19 protein-coding genes are annotated in these 15,263 nt (G+C 73.8%); 10 read left to right on the top strand and 9 right to left on the bottom strand.

Annotation, left to right across the window (positions count from 1 at the left end):
- The first annotated feature begins 95 nt into the window (after positions 1 to 95).
- The 3 genes from ACFYUS_RS26370 to ACFYUS_RS26360 are packed head-to-tail and all read left to right on the top strand — an operon-like array spanning position 96 to position 1,827.
- Complete coding sequence (locus ACFYUS_RS26370) at positions 96 to 983, top strand: aminoglycoside phosphotransferase family protein (protein ID WP_388856872.1); 888 nt, start codon at positions 96 to 98, stop codon at positions 981 to 983.
- 19 nt (positions 984 to 1,002) lie between these two features.
- Positions 1,003 to 1,482 carry a GNAT family N-acetyltransferase gene (locus ACFYUS_RS26365; protein WP_388856869.1) on the top strand — a complete coding sequence of 160 codons (480 nt, stop codon included), beginning with the start codon at positions 1,003 to 1,005 and terminating at the stop codon, positions 1,480 to 1,482.
- Between the two features lie 9 nt (positions 1,483 to 1,491).
- Positions 1,492 to 1,827, top strand: a complete 336-nt coding sequence (locus ACFYUS_RS26360) for a hypothetical protein (RefSeq protein ID WP_388856866.1) — start codon at positions 1,492 to 1,494, stop codon at positions 1,825 to 1,827.
- A gap of 12 nt (positions 1,828 to 1,839) precedes the next feature.
- Here the strand turns inward: ACFYUS_RS26360 and ACFYUS_RS26355 are convergent, their stop codons facing one another.
- Together ACFYUS_RS26355 and ACFYUS_RS26350 are read right to left on the bottom strand one after the other, a co-directional pair.
- The gene (locus ACFYUS_RS26355) at positions 1,840 to 2,838 is read right to left on the bottom strand and encodes a zinc-binding dehydrogenase (protein ID WP_388856863.1); all 999 of its coding nucleotides are present in this window, start codon (positions 2,836 to 2,838) and stop codon (positions 1,840 to 1,842) included.
- A gap of 59 nt (positions 2,839 to 2,897) precedes the next feature.
- Positions 2,898 to 4,094, bottom strand: coding sequence for a phytoene desaturase family protein (locus tag ACFYUS_RS26350; RefSeq protein WP_388856860.1), 1,197 nt, complete (start codon positions 4,092 to 4,094; stop codon positions 2,898 to 2,900).
- A gap of 98 nt (positions 4,095 to 4,192) precedes the next feature.
- Between ACFYUS_RS26350 and ACFYUS_RS26345 the strand changes: the two genes are divergently transcribed.
- A complete protein-coding gene (locus ACFYUS_RS26345; RefSeq protein ID WP_388856857.1) occupies positions 4,193 to 4,873 on the top strand; it encodes a pentapeptide repeat-containing protein in 681 nt (226 codons plus the stop codon).
- A 66-nt stretch (positions 4,874 to 4,939) separates the two neighbouring features.
- On the opposite strand, the gene ACFYUS_RS26340 is transcribed toward ACFYUS_RS26345, so the two are convergent.
- The 4 genes from ACFYUS_RS26340 to ACFYUS_RS26325 form a co-directional block, all read right to left on the bottom strand.
- On the bottom strand, positions 4,940 to 5,440 hold the full coding sequence (locus ACFYUS_RS26340; protein WP_388856854.1) for a hypothetical protein: 501 nt from the start codon (positions 5,438 to 5,440) through the stop codon (positions 4,940 to 4,942).
- A 249-nt stretch (positions 5,441 to 5,689) separates the two neighbouring features.
- Positions 5,690 to 6,895 carry an FAD-dependent monooxygenase gene (locus tag ACFYUS_RS26335; protein ID WP_388856851.1) on the bottom strand — a complete coding sequence of 402 codons (1,206 nt, stop codon included), beginning with the start codon at positions 6,893 to 6,895 and terminating at the stop codon, positions 5,690 to 5,692.
- Between the two features lie 111 nt (positions 6,896 to 7,006).
- Positions 7,007 to 7,627 (bottom strand): response regulator transcription factor, encoded by a 621-nt coding sequence (locus ACFYUS_RS26330; RefSeq protein WP_015035223.1) that lies wholly within the window; start codon positions 7,625 to 7,627, stop codon positions 7,007 to 7,009.
- A complete protein-coding gene (locus ACFYUS_RS26325; RefSeq protein ID WP_388856847.1) occupies positions 7,627 to 8,793 on the bottom strand; it encodes a sensor histidine kinase in 1,167 nt (388 codons plus the stop codon). Before ACFYUS_RS26325 ends, ACFYUS_RS26330 begins: the two co-directional genes overlap by 1 nt.
- A gap of 236 nt (positions 8,794 to 9,029) precedes the next feature.
- Between ACFYUS_RS26325 and ACFYUS_RS26320 the strand changes: the two genes are divergently transcribed.
- The 4 genes from ACFYUS_RS26320 (at position 9,030) to ACFYUS_RS26305 (ending at position 12,566) form a co-directional block, all read left to right on the top strand.
- Entirely contained in the window at positions 9,030 to 9,566 is a 537-nt protein-coding gene (locus ACFYUS_RS26320) for a heme-binding protein (RefSeq protein WP_388856844.1), read from the top strand.
- 140 nt (positions 9,567 to 9,706) lie between these two features.
- Positions 9,707 to 11,098: a M1 family metallopeptidase gene (locus ACFYUS_RS26315; protein WP_388856841.1), complete on the top strand. Its 1,392-nt coding sequence runs from the start codon at positions 9,707 to 9,709 to the stop codon at positions 11,096 to 11,098.
- Positions 11,099 to 11,202: 104 nt separating this feature from the next.
- Positions 11,203 to 11,772: a SigE family RNA polymerase sigma factor gene (locus ACFYUS_RS26310; RefSeq protein ID WP_388856834.1), complete on the top strand. Its 570-nt coding sequence runs from the start codon at positions 11,203 to 11,205 to the stop codon at positions 11,770 to 11,772.
- On the top strand, positions 11,769 to 12,566 hold the full coding sequence (locus tag ACFYUS_RS26305; RefSeq protein WP_388856831.1) for a hypothetical protein: 798 nt from the start codon (positions 11,769 to 11,771) through the stop codon (positions 12,564 to 12,566). The genes ACFYUS_RS26310 and ACFYUS_RS26305 overlap by 4 nt, the downstream gene beginning before the upstream one ends.
- Positions 12,567 to 12,576: 10 nt before the next feature.
- Here the strand turns inward: ACFYUS_RS26305 and ACFYUS_RS26300 are convergent, their stop codons facing one another.
- On the bottom strand, positions 12,577 to 13,095 hold the full coding sequence (locus tag ACFYUS_RS26300) for a GNAT family N-acetyltransferase (RefSeq protein WP_388856828.1): 519 nt from the start codon (positions 13,093 to 13,095) through the stop codon (positions 12,577 to 12,579).
- A 65-nt stretch (positions 13,096 to 13,160) separates the two neighbouring features.
- Complete coding sequence (locus tag ACFYUS_RS26295) at positions 13,161 to 13,736, bottom strand: TerD family protein (RefSeq protein WP_388856825.1); 576 nt, start codon at positions 13,734 to 13,736, stop codon at positions 13,161 to 13,163.
- Positions 13,737 to 13,855: 119 nt separating this feature from the next.
- On the opposite strand from ACFYUS_RS26295, the gene arfB reads away from it, so the two are divergent.
- Together arfB and ACFYUS_RS26285 are read left to right on the top strand one after the other, a co-directional pair.
- A complete protein-coding gene (arfB, locus tag ACFYUS_RS26290) occupies positions 13,856 to 14,293 on the top strand; it encodes an alternative ribosome rescue aminoacyl-tRNA hydrolase ArfB (RefSeq protein ID WP_382869558.1) in 438 nt (145 codons plus the stop codon).
- Between the two features lie 238 nt (positions 14,294 to 14,531).
- Positions 14,532 to 14,666, top strand: coding sequence for a hypothetical protein (locus tag ACFYUS_RS26285; protein ID WP_388856822.1), 135 nt, complete (start codon positions 14,532 to 14,534; stop codon positions 14,664 to 14,666).
- A gap of 17 nt (positions 14,667 to 14,683) precedes the next feature.
- On the opposite strand, the gene ACFYUS_RS26280 is transcribed toward ACFYUS_RS26285, so the two are convergent.
- Positions 14,684 to 15,247, bottom strand: a complete 564-nt coding sequence (locus ACFYUS_RS26280) for a flavin reductase family protein (protein ID WP_388856819.1) — start codon at positions 15,245 to 15,247, stop codon at positions 14,684 to 14,686.
- Between the last annotated feature and the right edge of the window lie 16 nt (positions 15,248 to 15,263).

Here is a 15,263-nt window from a genome sequence, read left to right as displayed (position 1 = left end):
TACCCGTGGTCGTGGGCTTGTGGATACGGCTCCTTCCGCTTGGGCGGCGGGAAAACCCGGAAGCGGTGCGGGGGCGTGGTGCCTAGGGTCGTCGGGTGATTCACGTACCGGAGGAACTGGCCCGATCGCAGGCGAAATACAACGGTGAGGCGGGGCGGGCGTTCGTCGCTGGACTGCCGGAGCGGGCCGAGGAGTTCATCGGCCGGTGGGGGCTGCGGGTCACCGGGCCCTCGATGTACGGGGTGGCCTCGCTGGTGCTGCCGGTGGAGCGGGGCGCGGACGGTTCGCGCGCCGCCCTGAAGATGCAGCTGCTCGATGAGGAGACCGAGGGGGAACCCGTCGGGCTGCGCGTCTGGGACGGGGCCGGCGCCGTACGGCTGCTCGACCACGACGCCGCGACCGGCACCATGCTCCTGGAGCGGCTCGACGAGGCCCGGCCGCTCACCTCCGTCGCGGACACCCGCGAGGCGTACGGGATCGTCGCGGACCTCCTTGCCCGCCTGGTCGCCGTCCCCGCGCCGGAGGGGCTGCGGACGCTCGGGGACATCGCGGCCGGGATGCTGGCGGAGGTGCCGGAGGCCGCGGCGCGGCTCGGCGCGGACGACGCGGCGGTGCTGCGGGACTGCGCGGCGGCCGTACGGGAGGTGGCGGGCGAGCCGGGGGACCGGCTGCTGCACTGGGACCTGCACTTCGGGAACGTCCTGGCGGGCGAGAGGGAACCCTGGCTGGCGATCGACCCGAAGCCGCTGGCCGGGGACCCGGGCTTCGAACTGCTGCCGGCGCTGATGGACCGCTTCGATGCGGCGGAGGTGGCGTGGCGGTTCGATCTGCTCGCCGAGGTCGTCGGGGACCGGCGCCGTGCGGCGGCCTGGACGCTGGGCCGGGTCCTGCAGAACGGGCTGTGGGACGTCGAGGACGGCGAGCCCGCGCTCGACGCCGGGCAGGTGGCCCTCGCGCGGTTCCTGCTGGCCAGGAGGGTCTGAGCCGGGGCAGGCTGGGGGCATGATCCGTACTGCCACGCCTGCCGACGTCCCCGTCGTCCACGCCCTGATCCGTGACCTCGCCGCGTACGAGAAGGCCCTCCACGAGGTCCGGGCGACCCCCGAGATGCTGCACGAGGCCCTGTTCGGCGAGCGTCCCGCCGCCTTCGCCCACATCGCCGAGGACGAGACGGGCGAGCCGGTGGGCTTCGCGCTCTGGTTCCTCAACTTCTCGACCTGGCGCGGTGTCCACGGCATCTACCTGGAGGACCTGTACGTCCGCCCGGAGGCCCGGGGCGGTGGTCACGGCAAGGCGCTGCTGCGCGAGTTGGCCCGGATCTGCGTGGAGCGCGGGTATGAGCGCCTGGAGTGGTCCGTGCTGAACTGGAACCAGCCGTCGATCGACTTCTACGAGTCGCTGGGGGCCCGTCCGCAGGACGAGTGGTCGGTGTACCGGCTGACGGACGGGGCCCTGGCGGAGCTGGGGGCGGCGACGGTGTAGGAAGGGGGCATGGATACGGACATTGAGCAGCGGTTCCAGCGGATCACGGCGTTCATCGAGGCACGTCTCACGCCCCTCTTCGACCCCGAGAACGGGAGCGACCACGGGTTCGGCATGGACGACACCTCGCGGGCGCTGCGGGCCCTGCGCTACACGGTGCAGGCCGCGTCGCAGGTGAACGGGCTCGTGGAGAAGCGGGAGACGGCGCCGGAGCTGCGGCAGGTCGTGGACCAGGCGCTGGAGCACAACTGGGACGTGCTGCGTTCCATCGCCCGGATGTGGGAGGACCACGCGGACTTCACGAAGGAGTTCAAGGCGCACTCCTGGGACGTCCTGGGCGTCTGACCGTCCGGGCCCTCAGGGGATGAGCACCACCTTGCCCGTCGTGCCCCGGTTCTCCAGGGCGCGGTGGGCTCGTGCCGCGTCCGCGAGGGGGAAGCGGTGGAGCGCCGGGCGGAGGGCGCCGGTGGAGGCCGCGTCGAGGGCGGCGAGTTCGAGCGTACGGATGTCGCCGCCCGCCTTCCGGATCATGACGGGGCCGAGGACGGACTCCGAGGTGATCCCGCGCGCGGTGAGCTCCTCCTCGGTGAAGGTGAGCGGTTCGCCGTCGTGGAGTCCGGCGCCGGACCAGCCGAAGACCAGGTGCTGTCCGCCCCTGCCGAGGAGGTCGACGGCGGCGCGGCCGGTGTCGCCGCCGACCGAGTCGAAGACGACGGTCGCGGAGCGGTTCCCCAGGTACGCGCGGACCTTCTCCGGCCAGTCGGATTCCTTGTAGTCGACGGCCAGGTCGGCGCCGTTCGCCTCGACGAGGGCGGTCTTGGCGGGGCCGCCGGCGAGGCCGATGACGGTGGCGCCGGCGTTCTTGGCGTACTGGACGAGCAGGGTGCCGATGCCGCCGGCGGCGGCCGGGACGATCGCGACCGAGTCGGGGCCGAGCGTGGTGAAGCCCAGGATGCCGAGGGTCGTGCGGCCGGTGCCGATCATGGCGACGGCCTCCGCCTCGCCGAGGTGGCCGGGCAGGGCGTGCAGGCGGGCGGCGTCGGTGACGGCGAGTTCGGCGTAGCCGCCGGGGTTCATGCCGAGGTGGGCGACGACCCGTCGGCCGAGCCAGGCGGGGTCGGTGCCCTCGCCGAGGGCGTCGACGGTGCCGGCGACCTCGCGGCCGGGGATCGTGGGGAGCGCGGTGGGTGCGGGGAAGGGGCCCGTGGCGCCCTCGCGGAGGGCGGTGTCGAGGAGGTGCACGCCGGCCGCCGCGACCCGGACGCGGACCTGGCCGGGGCCCGGGACGGGGTCGGGCGTCTCCTCGTAGGTGAGGTTCTCGGCGGGGCCGAAGGCGTGGAGGCGGACGGCGTGCATGACGGTTCCCCTGTCGTCGTACGGGTGGCTCTACGGATCTATGGGGTCACCCTCCGACCTCAAGCGCGCTTGAGGTCAAGGCCGTGCTTGTGGTGGCGGTCCACGAGGTCCGCGCGCAGGGCCAGCGACACCGCCTCGACCGCGCTCGTGAACGACACCTCCGACAGCACGCCCGGCGCCGCCACCTGGTCGCCCACCAGGTACACCCCGTCGCCCCGGTCGACGGCCGGCCGGTCGCGCCAGGTGGTGCCCGGGCGGTCCACCGCGCCCGTACGGCCCTGGGAGACGGACTCCCGCCGCCACACCGTCCGCTCGCGCCAGCCGGGGAAGCCGAGGTCGAGCAGCCGCTCGCCGTGGGCCACGCCGTCCGCCTTCGACGCGTCGGGGCCGATGGGCAGCTGTGCCTGGATCAGCTGCTGCCCGGCCGGGGCCAGCAAGGGGTCCTGCGCCGTGAACCGCTCGACCCAGCCGGGCGCGTCCAGGTCGGAGACCACGAACGGGTCGCCCTTCCGGGTCCGCAGCGCCAGGTCGAACAGGACCGTACGGCCGCTCTCCCAGGTCAGCGACGGGTCGCCGAGGAGCCGGGCGGCGGCGGGCAGGGCGGTCGCGACGATCACCGGTCCTCCGCCGAGCGGCAGGGCGTCGATCCCGTCGATCCGGGAGGAGGTTTCGATCCGTACGCCGAGCTCACGCGCGCGCGTGGCCATCCGCTCGATCAGCTCGCCCCAGCCGCCCCGGACGTAGTGCGCCTCGGGCGGCACGGCGGCGGCCCGGTGGAGGCGTTCCTGCACGAAGCGGGCGGAGAGGGCGCCGGGGTCGTGGTGGAAGAGCGCGACCCCGCTGTACGCGGCGGCCACGCGCGCGGTGCGCTCGCCCGCGAGGCCCGTGACCCAGGTGCGGAAGTCGAGGTCGACGGGGGCCTCCTCGGGGGCACGGCGGGCCTGGCGGAACAGGCCGAGCGGCGGGGTGCGGCGCAGGACGCCGTCGCGGTGGACGCGGAACCGGAGGGCCTCGGCGGGCGGCAGCGCGGCGAGCGGGCCGAGGAGCCCCCGCTGCTTGAGCCAGGTCCAGTGGGGGCCGCCGTCGTACAGGGCGTGCGGGCCCTCGTTGGTGCGGTACGGGCCCTCGGCCGTGCGGCCCCGGCCGCCGAGCGTCCGGTGCGCCTCGTGGACGGTCACCTCGGTGCCGGCCTCGGCGGCCGTGATGGCGGCGGTCAGTCCGGCGAAACCGCCGCCGATGATGGTGAGCTTCCGCATGTCCGTCTCCCTCGTGTCGGTCTCGTACGGGGGACGGCGGGCGGGGCCGCGGATGTGACATCCGGGGCGTTGTCAGTGGCGTACATCACCATGGGGGCATGGCGACGAGTACGAATCGGAATCGGCAGAAGAAGGTGGCGGGGGCGCGGCGGCCGGAGCTGCGGCTGCCTCCCCTGGAGGCGTACGGGGGCGGGCTCGAACCGGACGGGGACTACGACGGCCTCGAACTGTCCGGGCTCGACCTGACGGGCCAGTCGGGCGAGGGGGCCCGCTTCCTGGACTGCGCGCTGCGCGAGTGCGGGCTCGACGGGGCGCGCCTCACGGGGGCGCGGTTCCTCGACTCGGTCCTCACGGGGGTACGGGGCGTGGGCACGGACCTCGCCGGGGCGCAGCTGCGGGACGTGGAGGTCGTGGAGGCGCGGCTCGGCGGGACCCAGCTGCACGGGGCGGTCCTGGAGAGGACCGTCGTCCGGGGCGGCAAGATCGACTACCTGAACCTGCGCGCGGCGAAGCTCAAGGACGTCGTCTTCGAGGGCTGCGTCCTGACCGAGCCCGACTTCGGGGGCGCGGTCCTCCAGCGCGTCGAGTTCGTCGACTGCATGCTCACGGGAGCGGACTTCACCGGCGCCCGGCTCACGGACGTCGACCTGCGCGGTGTCCAGCGCCTGGAGATCACCGGGGGCGTGGAGTCGCTGTCCGGCGCGGTGATCTCCTCGATGCAGCTCCTGGACCTGGCGCCGGTGCTGGCGGCGCGGCTGGGGGTGCGGGTGGAGGACTGAGGGGGCCGAGGGGCGGTGGCCCGGGCGCAGGGGGGCGCCCAGGTCCTTCCGCGGCCAGGGCTGCGGCTACGGCACGCGGGGGAAGCGGGACTGGAGGGTCCAGATCGCGGGGTTGTCGGCCAGGCCCTCGTGCATGTCCGTGAGGTCCGCGATCAGGTCGTGCAGGAAGTCCCGCGCCTCGCGCCGCAGTTCCGCGTGGTTGAAGGTCACCGGCGGTTCGTCGCCCGGCATCCAGTCGGCCTCGACGTCCACCCAGCCGAAGCGGCGCTCGAAGAGCATCCGGTCCGTGGACTCGGTGAAGTCGAGCTCCGCGTACTGCGGCTGCGCCGCACGGCTGCCCCGCGGGTCCTGGTCGAGCTGCTCGACGATGTCGCACAGCGCCCACGCGAAGTCGAGCACCGGCACCCATCCCCAGGCCGTGGACACCTCGCGGTCCGCCTCGGTGTCGGCGAGGTACACGTCCCCGCAGAACAGGTCGTGGCGCAGGGCGTGGACGTCCGCACGCCGGTAGTCGGTCTGCGGAGGGTCGGGGAAGCGACGCGAGAGGGAGTAGCCGATGTCGAGCACGGGATCGATGGTGTCACGCCCCAGGACCCGTCCCGTACGCGCGGCGGCCGACGGTGTCGGGGCGCCGGGCCCGGTCCCGTACGCGAGGATCGCCGGCTGCGCCCGGTCGCGTGGGCTCCGCCGTACCGGGGACGTCCCGGGACGGCCGGGACGGGGGAGTGGCGGGTTGAGGCCCCTAGGTTCGGGTGGCGGACGGAGGTGTGCGGCCGCCCCCGGACGGGGGTCAGGGGCGGTCGCGCACGGACGGGGTCAGGAGCGGCCGTGCACGGCCCGCGCGACCCGGGGGCCGAGCCAGCGCTTGAGCTTCCGCAGCGGCTCCAGCTGTCCGGCGGCCCGGTCGATCCGGTAGTACAGCTGCGGCGGGACGTGCGGGAGCAGCGGCGAGTGGCGCTGGCCGAGGAGCGCGAACATCTTGGCCGGTTCCAGGCTCATGTACCGCGGCAGGTTCTCGTACCACTGGGCGCTGTAGCGGGCCGCGCTCTGCGCCGGGACGAGTTCGGCGCGGCGCCGCTTGCCGTACGCGGTGAGGGCGGCGTCCAGGTCGCCGGGGGCGCGCAGGGCGTCCGCGAGGGCGAGCGCGTCCTCCAGGGCGAGGGTGGTGCCCGCGCCGATCGAGTAGTGCGTGGTGTGGGCGGCGTCGCCGAGGAGGACGAGGTTGCCCCGGTGCCAGACCCGGTTGGTGAGGGTGCGGAAGGTCAGCCACTGGGCGGCGCCGTCGGCGCGCTCGCGGCCGATCAGCTCGTGCCCGTCGAGGAGGTCGTGGAAGAGCTTCTCCAGGAGGTTCAGGCTGTCGGCCTCGCCGAGCGTGTCGAGACCGAGGCCGGTCCAGGTCTCCGGGGAGCACTCGACGACACAGGTGGACCGCTCGCCGCTGAACCCGTAGGCGTAGCACCAGATCCAGCCGTGCTCGGTCTCCTTGAAGGCGAAGCTGAACGAGTCGAAGACCTTGGTGGTGCCGAGCCAGATGTACTGGTTGCGGCCGCCGGTGATCTCGCTGCCGAAGTGTCCGGCGTGGGCCTCGCGGAGCACGCTGTGGACGCCGTCGGCGGCGACGACCAGGTCCGCGCCCTCCAGCTCGGGCGCGTCGGGACCCGGGATGTCGTGCTCGAACTCGACCCGCACGCCGAGCTCCTCGGCCCGGTCGGCGAGCAGTGCGAGCATCCGCCGCCGTCCGATGCCGAAGCCGGCGTCGCCGCGGTGGACGGTCCGCTCGTCGCGGACGATGGCGACCCCGTCGGTCCAGGTGACGGAGGCCTCGGCGACGGCCGCGGCGGACTCGGGGTCGCCGTCGCGCAGCTTGTCGAGGAGCCCGGCCCAGTACGTCACGCCCCAGCCGTACGTGGAGCCCTCGGGGTTCCGCTCGTACACGGCGATCTCGTGGGACGGGTCCTGCCGCTTCAGCAGGATCGAGAGGTAGAGGCCGGCGGGGCCGCCGCCGACGATCGCGAGCTTCACGTGCGCTCCCACTGAGACATGACACCGTGCGGTCGAGTGACGACGCAAAGTAGCAGGGGAGGGGGTCCGGTGCCGGGGAACGGCACCCAGGACCAGCCGTACGGGGTACCCCTAGGGCAGCAGTCGCCGCTCCTTCGCCACCGCCACCGCGCCCGCGCGGGTGTCGACGCCGAGCTTGGCGTAGATCCGGCCGAGGTGGGTCTTCACGGTCGCCTCGCTGATGAACAGGGCCCGTGCGATCTCCCGGTTGCCGAGGCCGCGCCCCAGCTGGCCGAGGATGTCCCGCTCGCGGTCGGTGAGGGAGGGGCCCGCCGCGCCGCGCATGCGGTCCATGACGCGGCTGGCGACCGGAGGGGAGAGGGCCGTGCGGCCCTGCGCGGCGGAGTGGATCGCGGCGAACAGCTCCTCGGGCCGCTCGGCCTTCAGGAGGTAGCCGGTGGCGCCCGCCTCGATGGCCCGGGTGATGTCCGCGTCCGTGTCGTACGTGGTGAGGACGAGGACGTGGACGCCGGTGGGCGCGATCCGCCGGGTCGCCTCGACGCCGTCGATGCCCGCGCCGAGCTGGAGGTCCATGAGGACGACGTCCGGCTTGAGCTTCGCGGCCATGGCGACGGCCTCCTCGCCGCTGCCCGCCTCGCCGACGACCTCGATGTCGGGGGTGCTGCCGAGCAGCGCGAGCAGACCGGCGCGGACGACGACGTGGTCGTCGCAGAGGAGGATCCGTACGGACATCAGGACTCCAGGGGGAGCGGGATCGCGGCGGAGAGCACCGTGCCCTCGCCCGGGGTGGACTCGACCGTCAGGGTGCCACCGAGCTGCTGGGCGCGCACCCGCATCGCGGGCAGCCCGTGGCCGCGCTCGGCCTGCTCGCGGGCGAGCGCCGGGTCGAAGCCGCGGCCGTCGTCGGCGATGTCCAGGACGACCTGGTCGTCGAGGTAGGTGAGGGTGAGGGCGGCGGAGTCGGCGCCGGCGTGCTCGCGGATGTTCGCCAGGGCGCCCTGCGCGATCCGCAGCAGCGCCGCCTGCACGCGCTCGGGCAGCGGCACCGGCGTCCCGTCGACCCGGAAGGCCGCCGACTCGCGGGCGGCGAGCCCCCGCAGGGCCTCCTCCAGGCCGCCGCCCCCGGCGAGGTCGGCGGGCGCGAGGTCCTGCACGAAGCGGCGGGCCTCGGCGAGGTTGCGCTCGGCGATGGATTCGGCGGTGCGGACGTGGCGGCGGGCCGTGCCCGGGTCGCTCTCCCAGGTGCGGTCGGCGGCCTGGAGCAGCATCTGCTGGCTGGACAGGCCCTGCGCGAGGGTGTCGTGGATCTCCATGGAGAGCCGCTGGCGCTCGGCGAGGGTGCCCTCGCGCCGCTCGATCGCGGCGAGTTCGCGCCGGGTGCGGATGAGGTCGTCGATCAGTGCCCGCTGCCGGGCGGCCTGCCGGTCGGCGTACACGAAGACGCCGGTGGCGAGGGCGGCGACGGCCGGCGGGGCGACGATCAGGTTCGGGTCCCAGCCGCCGTGCGACAGCTGGACCTGCGCGAAGACCACGAAGGCGGTGAGCAGGGCGACCAGGCCGAGGGCGGCGCGCGGCGGGAGGGTGCGCAGGCCCGTGAAGAAGAGCGGCACCGCGCACCAGGCGAAGCTGGGCGCGAGGACGACGAGGACGACCCAGACGGCGACGACCGTGCCCAGCCAGGCGATCCGGCGCGGGGTGGCGCGGGTGCCGAGCACCGGCCCGAGCAGGTAGAGGGAGGCGAGCGCGCCGGAGAGGGCGATGATCCAGGGGCTGCGGGCCTCCCAGTCGTGCCGCAGCAGGAAGCGGGCGAGGGAGGCGCCGAGCAGCAGGAAGAACGCGGTGTGCATGACGCGCGCGAGCCAGCGGGCGTCCGGGTCGTGTTCCGTGGGACGGGTCACCGTGCCGCCTCCCTGCCTTCCTGACCTGGGTGTACTCGTCCATGGTGGCCCGGTCGGACCAGCGGGACATCAACCGATCGGCTGACAGGCCCGTCGTCCGGTGTGCGCGCGGAGGGCAGCCGGACCGTGGACCGTCCGGCCCCGGTTCCGGGCGGAGGATCGATGCAGAGCGAAGGAACGAACCGCCGCTCGCCAGCTTCCCCCCTCCTTTCCTCCTCACCTCTACGGAGTCCCTGATGAAGAAGATCCTCTTCGGTGCCACCGCCGCCGCTGTCGTCGCCGCCGGTACCTTCGGCGTGGTCTCCGCGAACGCCGCCGCCCCGGCCGCCGCCCCCGCCGCCGTCATGGCCGACGCGGACAACGGCAACACCATGACGTCGACGCACCTGACGATCGAGGCGGCCACCAAGGCCGCGCAGGCGACCCTGGACGCCGCGGAGAAGGAGAACCAGCGGGTGTCCGTCGCGGTCGTCGACCGCAACGGCAACACGATCGTCACCCTGCGCGGCGACGGCGCGGGCCCGCAGTCCTACGAGTCGGCCGAGCGCAAGGCGTTCACCGCCGTGTCCTGGAACGCCCCGACCTCGGTCCTCGCCGGCCGCCTGGCCAACGCGCCGACCCTGAAGGACATCCCCGGCACCCTGTTCCTCGCCGGCGGCGCCCCGGTCACCGCCAAGGGCGCCCCGATCGCGGGCATCGGCGTCGCCGGCGCCCCCTCGGGCGACCTCGACGAGAAGTTCGCCCAGGCCGGCGTCGCCGCCCTCGCGGAGTGACACCCCTCGGCTGAGGGCGGTGTGACACCCCCTCAGCCGACGGTGGCGCAACGCCCCCAGCTGGTGGTGGCGCCCGGATCCCCCGCCGGGCGCCACCGCCTTTTCGTTTTTGACCGCTTAAGACCCTTAAGATTCGGTACGTGTCACAGCGCAGCCGGACCGGAGCCGTCGCCCTCGCCGCCCTCGTACTCCTGGTGGGCGGCTGCACCGATGCCGGCGGCGGTGTCCGCGGCACCCCCGGGGCCGCCGGACTGCGCGACCCGCTCTTCCCCAAGCTCGGCAACGGCGGCTACGACGTCAGCCACTACGGCCTGACCCTCGCCTACGACCCGGCCACCGGCCGCCTCGACGGCACCGCCGAGATCACCGCCCGCGCCACCCAGTACCTCAGCGCCTTCAACCTCGACCTCGCCGGCCTCACCGTGCGCGGCGCCACCGTCGACGGCGCCCCCGCCGCGTACAACCGGGCCGCGAACGAACTGACCCTCCGCCCGCGCGACGAGATCCCCGAGGGGACCACGTTCAAGGCCACCGTCACCTACACCGGCGTGCCCGAGCCGCTCACCGACGCCGACGGCTCGAAGGAGGGCTGGCTGCGCACGGCCGGCGGCGCGGTCGCGGTCGGCGAACCGGCCGGCTCCATGACCTGGTTCCCCGGCAACAACCACCCCTCCGACAAGGCCGCCTACGACATCGCGGTCACCGTCCCCGCCGGCCTCGACGCCCTCTCCAACGGCATCCGCACCGCGCGGCGCACGGAGAAGGACGGACGCGTCACCACCGTCTGGCACGAGGCCGCCCCGATGGCGAGCTACCTCGCGACCGTCGCGATCGGCCGGTACGAGACGGGCACGGCGACCGCCCTCGGCTCCGTACCCGTCCTGACCGCCGCCGAGAAGCCCGTCGCCGCGAGCAGCGCCGCCCTGCGGGCCGAGGTCCCCGGGATCCTCGCCCGCCAGGTGAAGCTCTTCGGCCCGTACCCCTTCGCCGCCACCGGGGCGATCGTCACCGCCGACGGGCCCCTCGACTACGCCCTGGAGACCCAGACCCGGCCCGTCTTCCCGGCCTCCTCCTTCGACCGGTCGACCCTCGTCCACGAGCAGTCCCACCAGTGGTACGGCGACTCCGTCACGCCCGCGAGCTGGAAGGACATCTGGCTGAACGAGGGCTTCGCCACGTACGGGGAGTGGCTGTACGGGGAGCGGTACGAGCACGTCCCGGCCCGGACCCGCTACGAGACGGCCTTCGCCCAGGACGCCAACTGGGCCTTCCCGCCCGCCTCCCCTCCCGCCGCCGAGAACCTCTTCGACCCGCCCGTGTACCAGCGGGGCGCGATGGTCCTCTACAAGCTGCGCGAGACCGTCGGCGACCGCGTCTTCGACGAGATCCTGCGCGGCTGGCCCGCGAAGTACCGCCACGCCACCGCCACCACGGACGACTTCACCGCCTACGCGGAGAGCGTGGCGGGCCGTGACCTCGACGACCTGTGGGACGTCTGGCTGTACGGCGACGAGAAGCCGTCCCGGCCCTAGCCCGGCCCAGGATCCTCCGCCCGGCGAAAAAAGACGCCCTCCGTGACATCCCCGCGTACGGCCCGCTCCGTCGCATGGGTCAGAGACGAACGGAGGGCACCCATTTGCGTACCGGGGACCTGGAGGAATTCCGCGGCTTCGCCGAGGCGCGCCTGCCGCACCTGCGGCGCACCGCCTACCTGATGTGCGGTGACTGGCACCACGCCGAGGACATCACACAGACGGCGCTGACGAAGCTGTACGCGGTCTGGGGCGGTCGGCGCAGGATACGGAACCTGGAGGCGTACGCCCACCGGGTGCTGACCCGGGCCTGCATCGACCACATGCGGCGGCGCTGGCGCCGTGAGCAGCCCGCCTCCGAGCTGCCCGACCGTGCCGAGCACACGGCCGACCAGGCACTCGGGATCCAGGTGCGCGCCGCGCTCGAGGAACTCCCGCCGCGGCAGCGTGCCGTGGTCGTGCTGCGGTACTGGGCCGACCTGGACATCCCCGCCACGGCCGCGGCCCTGGGCTGCACCACCGGCACGGTCAAGAGCCACACCGCGCGTGCGCTCGCCCGACTGCGCAGTCTCCTGGGCGACGAGAAGGGCTCCGAGGTGTTCGGGGAGCCCGGAACGTCCGCCCAGCCTGCCGAACAGACTCGCCAGACCCGAAGGAAGGCCACCATCCGATGAACGACCATGACATGAAGGACCTGCTGCAGGCCGGTCTCGACGACGAGCCGCCGCTGCACGTCGGCGTCGACGAGCTGGTCACGGCCGGCCGGCGTCGCCGCCTGCGCCGGCGGGGGGCGTTCGCCGTGACGGGCGTGACCGCCGGTGCGGCCGTGTTCGCCCTGGCCCTGACCGGTGCCGGTACCGCACCGGACGACCGGCCGGACCTGGCGCGCGCCGCCGACCCGCTCGCCGGCCCCCTCGTCCCCGCGGCGGCCGAGACCGCGGCCCAGCCGCTGCGGCCCGACGGCTTCGGGTCGGGAACCGAGCACCGGACGGAGTGGGACAGCCGGCGGCTCGCCGACACGCTCGTCGGCCTCCTCCCCCCGGGCCGGGCCATCACCCGCGAAGGCGACTTCCCCGGCCGCACCTACCGCGTCCAGTGGGACGGCGGCACCGGCCCGGTGCAGTTCGTGGGCGGCGCCGGGTACACCGACAAGGAGCCCGACGTACCGCTGTGCGCCCAGATCGCCATGCCGAAGGTGTCGCCCCGTCCCGGCGCGCCCGCGCCGGGCGCCGCCCCGACGGGCGACCGCTGCGAGGTGGTGCACCTGGCCGACGGCGCACGGGCGGAAGTGGTCACCGTGCGCGCGAACGGCAAGGGCCGGACGTCCTGGTACGTGCGGGTGCTGCGCCAGGACGGGCGGACGGTCACCCTTCAGGAGTGGCCGGGGCGCGACACGTCCCGACCGGAGCCCGCCGTGCCCACGGCCGAGCTCCTGAAGATCGCGAACGACCCGGCCTGGGCGTTCTGACGACGGGACTTCAGTCCGCCAGGCTCTTCCTCATCACGACGCACGGGCGGCCGTGCGCGAGGTCCGGGCGGCGGGCGATCTCCTCGTAACCGAGCGAGGTCCAGAAGGCCAGCGCCTTCGGGTTGTTCTCCAGGACGGCGAGCCTGAGCCCCGTACGGCCGTCGGCGCGGAAGCGGTCCTCGACGTACGCGGCGAGGCGGCGGCCGTGCCCGGCGCGGCGCGCGTCCGCGTGGACCATCAGCAGGCCGAGCCACGGATCGGTCTGTGCCGGGTCGGGATGGCGGCCCAGGGTCACGGCGACGGCGACGAGCCGGCCCTCGGAGCGGGCGAGCAGGACCTCGGCGGAGGGCTCGGCCAGTTCGTCGGCGAGAGAGGCGGCGACCTGCTCGGGCCGGATGTCGTCGGGGTCCGGGAAGTCGCCGCTGAGCTGCTGGAACTCCTGGTTCGACGCGTACAGCGCGGTGAGCTCGGTGAGCAGCGCGCCGGGGAGGGCGTGCGCTTCCGTGTGCGGGAGGGCTTCGACGATCACGGGAGGAAGGGTAGAGCCCCGGGCGGGAATCCCGGCCGGGGCTCTGGGCCTGTCGCGGCGACGGATCAGATGTTGACGCCGAAGTCGCGGGCGATGCCCTCCAGGCCCGAGGCGTAGCCCTGGCCGACGGCGCGGAACTTCCACTCGGCGCCGTTGCGGTACAGCTCGCCGAAGATCATGGCCGTCTCGACGGCGGCGTCCTCGGAGAGGTCGTAGCGGGCGATCTCGGCGCCGCCGGCCTGGTTCACGATGCGGATGTACGCGTTGCGCACCTGGCCGAAGTTCTGCGAGCGGGACACCGCGTCGTAGATGGAGACCGGGAAGACGATCTTGTCGACGTTCGGCGGGAGGGCCGCGAGGTTGACGTTGATCTGCTCGTCGTCGCCGCCGCCCTCGCCGGTGCGGTTGTCACCGGTGTGCACGATGGTCTGGTCCGGCGTCGACTTGTTGTTGAAGAAGACGAAGTGGGCGTCCGAGGCGACCCGCCCGGCCCCGTCCACGCCGATCGCCGAGGCGTCGAGGTCGAAGTCGGTGCCGGTGGTGGTGCGGACGTCCCAGCCGAGGCCCACGGTGACGGCGGTGAGGCCCGGGGCCTCCTTGGTCAGGGAGACGTTGCCGCCCTTGGACAGGCTCACAGCCATGGAAAGTCCCTTTCGTCGTGATGTCGTCGCTCGCCTGGAGAAACGCGTGTCGGCCGCCGGCGGTTCCCGGCCGCCTCCGAGGGAAAACAGGATGACTCCTTCGGCCCCCTGCGGGGAACATGGAAGGCATGTCCGGTCCGTATCCCATCCGCGGCTCCGTCTCGCTGCCCGAGGCCGAGCTCCAGTGGCGTTTCTCGCGGTCGTCGGGGCCGGGCGGTCAGCACGTCAACACCAGCGACTCGCAGGTGGAGCTCCGCTTCGACCTCGCGGCCACCGACGCCCTCCCCGAGGTCTGGAAGGCCCGCGCCCTGGAGCGCCTCGCCTCCCGCCTCGTCAACGGCGTCGTCACGGTCCGCGCCTCGGAGCACCGCTCCCAGTGGCGCAACCGCGAGACCGCCGCCGTCCGCCTCGCCGCCCTGCTCGCCGAGGCCACGGCCCCGCCCCCGAAGCCCCGCCGCCCGACGAAGATCCCGCGCGGCATCAACGAACGCCGGCTGCGCGAGAAGAAGCAGCGCTCCGAGACGAAGCGGACCCGCCAGTCCCGCGACTGGGGCTAGGGACGGTCTCCGGGATCCCGGGACTCCCGGGATCACGGAATGCGCGTACGGCGGTCCTCGGGGTTCGCCACGGTCCGGGCACGTTCGTCGTCACGGTGACCTGCACGGCGCCGCTGAACGAGGTGGACCGCCGGCGACCGGCCCACGGCGACCGGCTGAACGAGCTCGTCTCCGAGCGGCTGCTCCTGGTGGCCGGGCGTCAGGCGCCCCTGGTCGGCGGTGTCTACCTCGCCCCCGGATGCCCGCCGAAGAACTCGACCGCCTCCTCGCCACCGATCCGCACGTCCTCAACGGCGTCGCCACGCACGGCGTCGTGGAGTTCACCCCGCTGCCGGTCGCGCCCGGTCTGGAGGACTTCGAGTCCCAGGGGTGAGCGGACCGTGCGCGGTCTCACCCGAGGTGCCGGTACTTCCCCTGGAAGTAGGTCAGGGGCCCGCCGCCCGACGTGGGCAGACCGACCGTCAGGACACGGCCCACCACGAGGGTGTGGTCGCCGGCCACGACGCGGCTCTCCGTGCGGCACTCCAGGACCGACAGGGCGCCGCCCACGAGGGGGGCGCCGCTCTCCTCGCCGCGCGTGTGCGGGAGGTCGGCGAAGAGGAGGCGGTCGCTGACGCGGTTCTTCATGGCGAAGCGCCCGGCGACGTGCCGCTGGTCCTCGGCGAGGACCGACACGGCCCAGACCGGGACGTCGGCGAGGAGGTCGTCCATGCGGGAGCCGTTGCGGAGGCTGACGAGGACCAGGGGCGGGTCGAGGGAGACGGACATGAAGGCGGTGGCGGTCATGCCGACGTCCTCGCCGCGCGGGCCGTCGTCGGGGTCGTGCGCCGTCACCAGGACCACGCCCGCCGCGAGGCGGGACATCGCGGCCCGGAACTCGTCGTTGCTCACCCCCTCAGCATGAGGGATGGCGAGATCGGAGACGGGAGGTGAGGGGGGAGTCTTCTGGAGCACGTGAAGAACGCTAGTC

It is taken from the genome of Streptomyces sp. NPDC004284 (assembly GCF_042874035.1).
In the GTDB taxonomy this organism is placed as follows: domain Bacteria; phylum Actinomycetota; class Actinomycetes; order Streptomycetales; family Streptomycetaceae; genus Streptomyces.
The sequence above is the reverse complement of the archived record's forward strand: the minus strand, read 5'-3'. Positions and strand labels throughout refer to the sequence as shown.

Coding starts and splice junctions, on each gene's coding strand:
- ACFYUS_RS26365 (WP_388856869.1), top strand. CDS start 1,003: ATGATCCGTACTGCCACGCCTGCCGACGTCCCCGTCGTCCACGCCCTG.
- ACFYUS_RS26360 (WP_388856866.1), top strand. CDS start 1,492: ATGGATACGGACATTGAGCAGCGGTTCCAGCGGATCACGGCGTTCATC.
- ACFYUS_RS26355 (WP_388856863.1), bottom strand. CDS start 2,838: ATGCACGCCGTCCGCCTCCACGCCTTCGGCCCCGCCGAGAACCTCACC.
- ACFYUS_RS26350 (WP_388856860.1), bottom strand. CDS start 4,094: ATGCGGAAGCTCACCATCATCGGCGGCGGTTTCGCCGGACTGACCGCC.
- ACFYUS_RS26345 (WP_388856857.1), top strand. CDS start 4,193: ATGGCGACGAGTACGAATCGGAATCGGCAGAAGAAGGTGGCGGGGGCG.
- ACFYUS_RS26330 (WP_015035223.1), bottom strand. CDS start 7,627: ATGTCCGTACGGATCCTCCTCTGCGACGACCACGTCGTCGTCCGCGCC.
- ACFYUS_RS26320 (WP_388856844.1), top strand. CDS start 9,030: ATGAAGAAGATCCTCTTCGGTGCCACCGCCGCCGCTGTCGTCGCCGCC.
- ACFYUS_RS26305 (WP_388856831.1), top strand. CDS start 11,769: ATGAACGACCATGACATGAAGGACCTGCTGCAGGCCGGTCTCGACGAC.
- ACFYUS_RS26295 (WP_388856825.1), bottom strand. CDS start 13,736: ATGGCTGTGAGCCTGTCCAAGGGCGGCAACGTCTCCCTGACCAAGGAG.
- arfB (WP_382869558.1), top strand. CDS start 13,856: ATGGAAGGCATGTCCGGTCCGTATCCCATCCGCGGCTCCGTCTCGCTG.
- ACFYUS_RS26285 (WP_388856822.1), top strand. CDS start 14,532: ATGCCCGCCGAAGAACTCGACCGCCTCCTCGCCACCGATCCGCACGTC.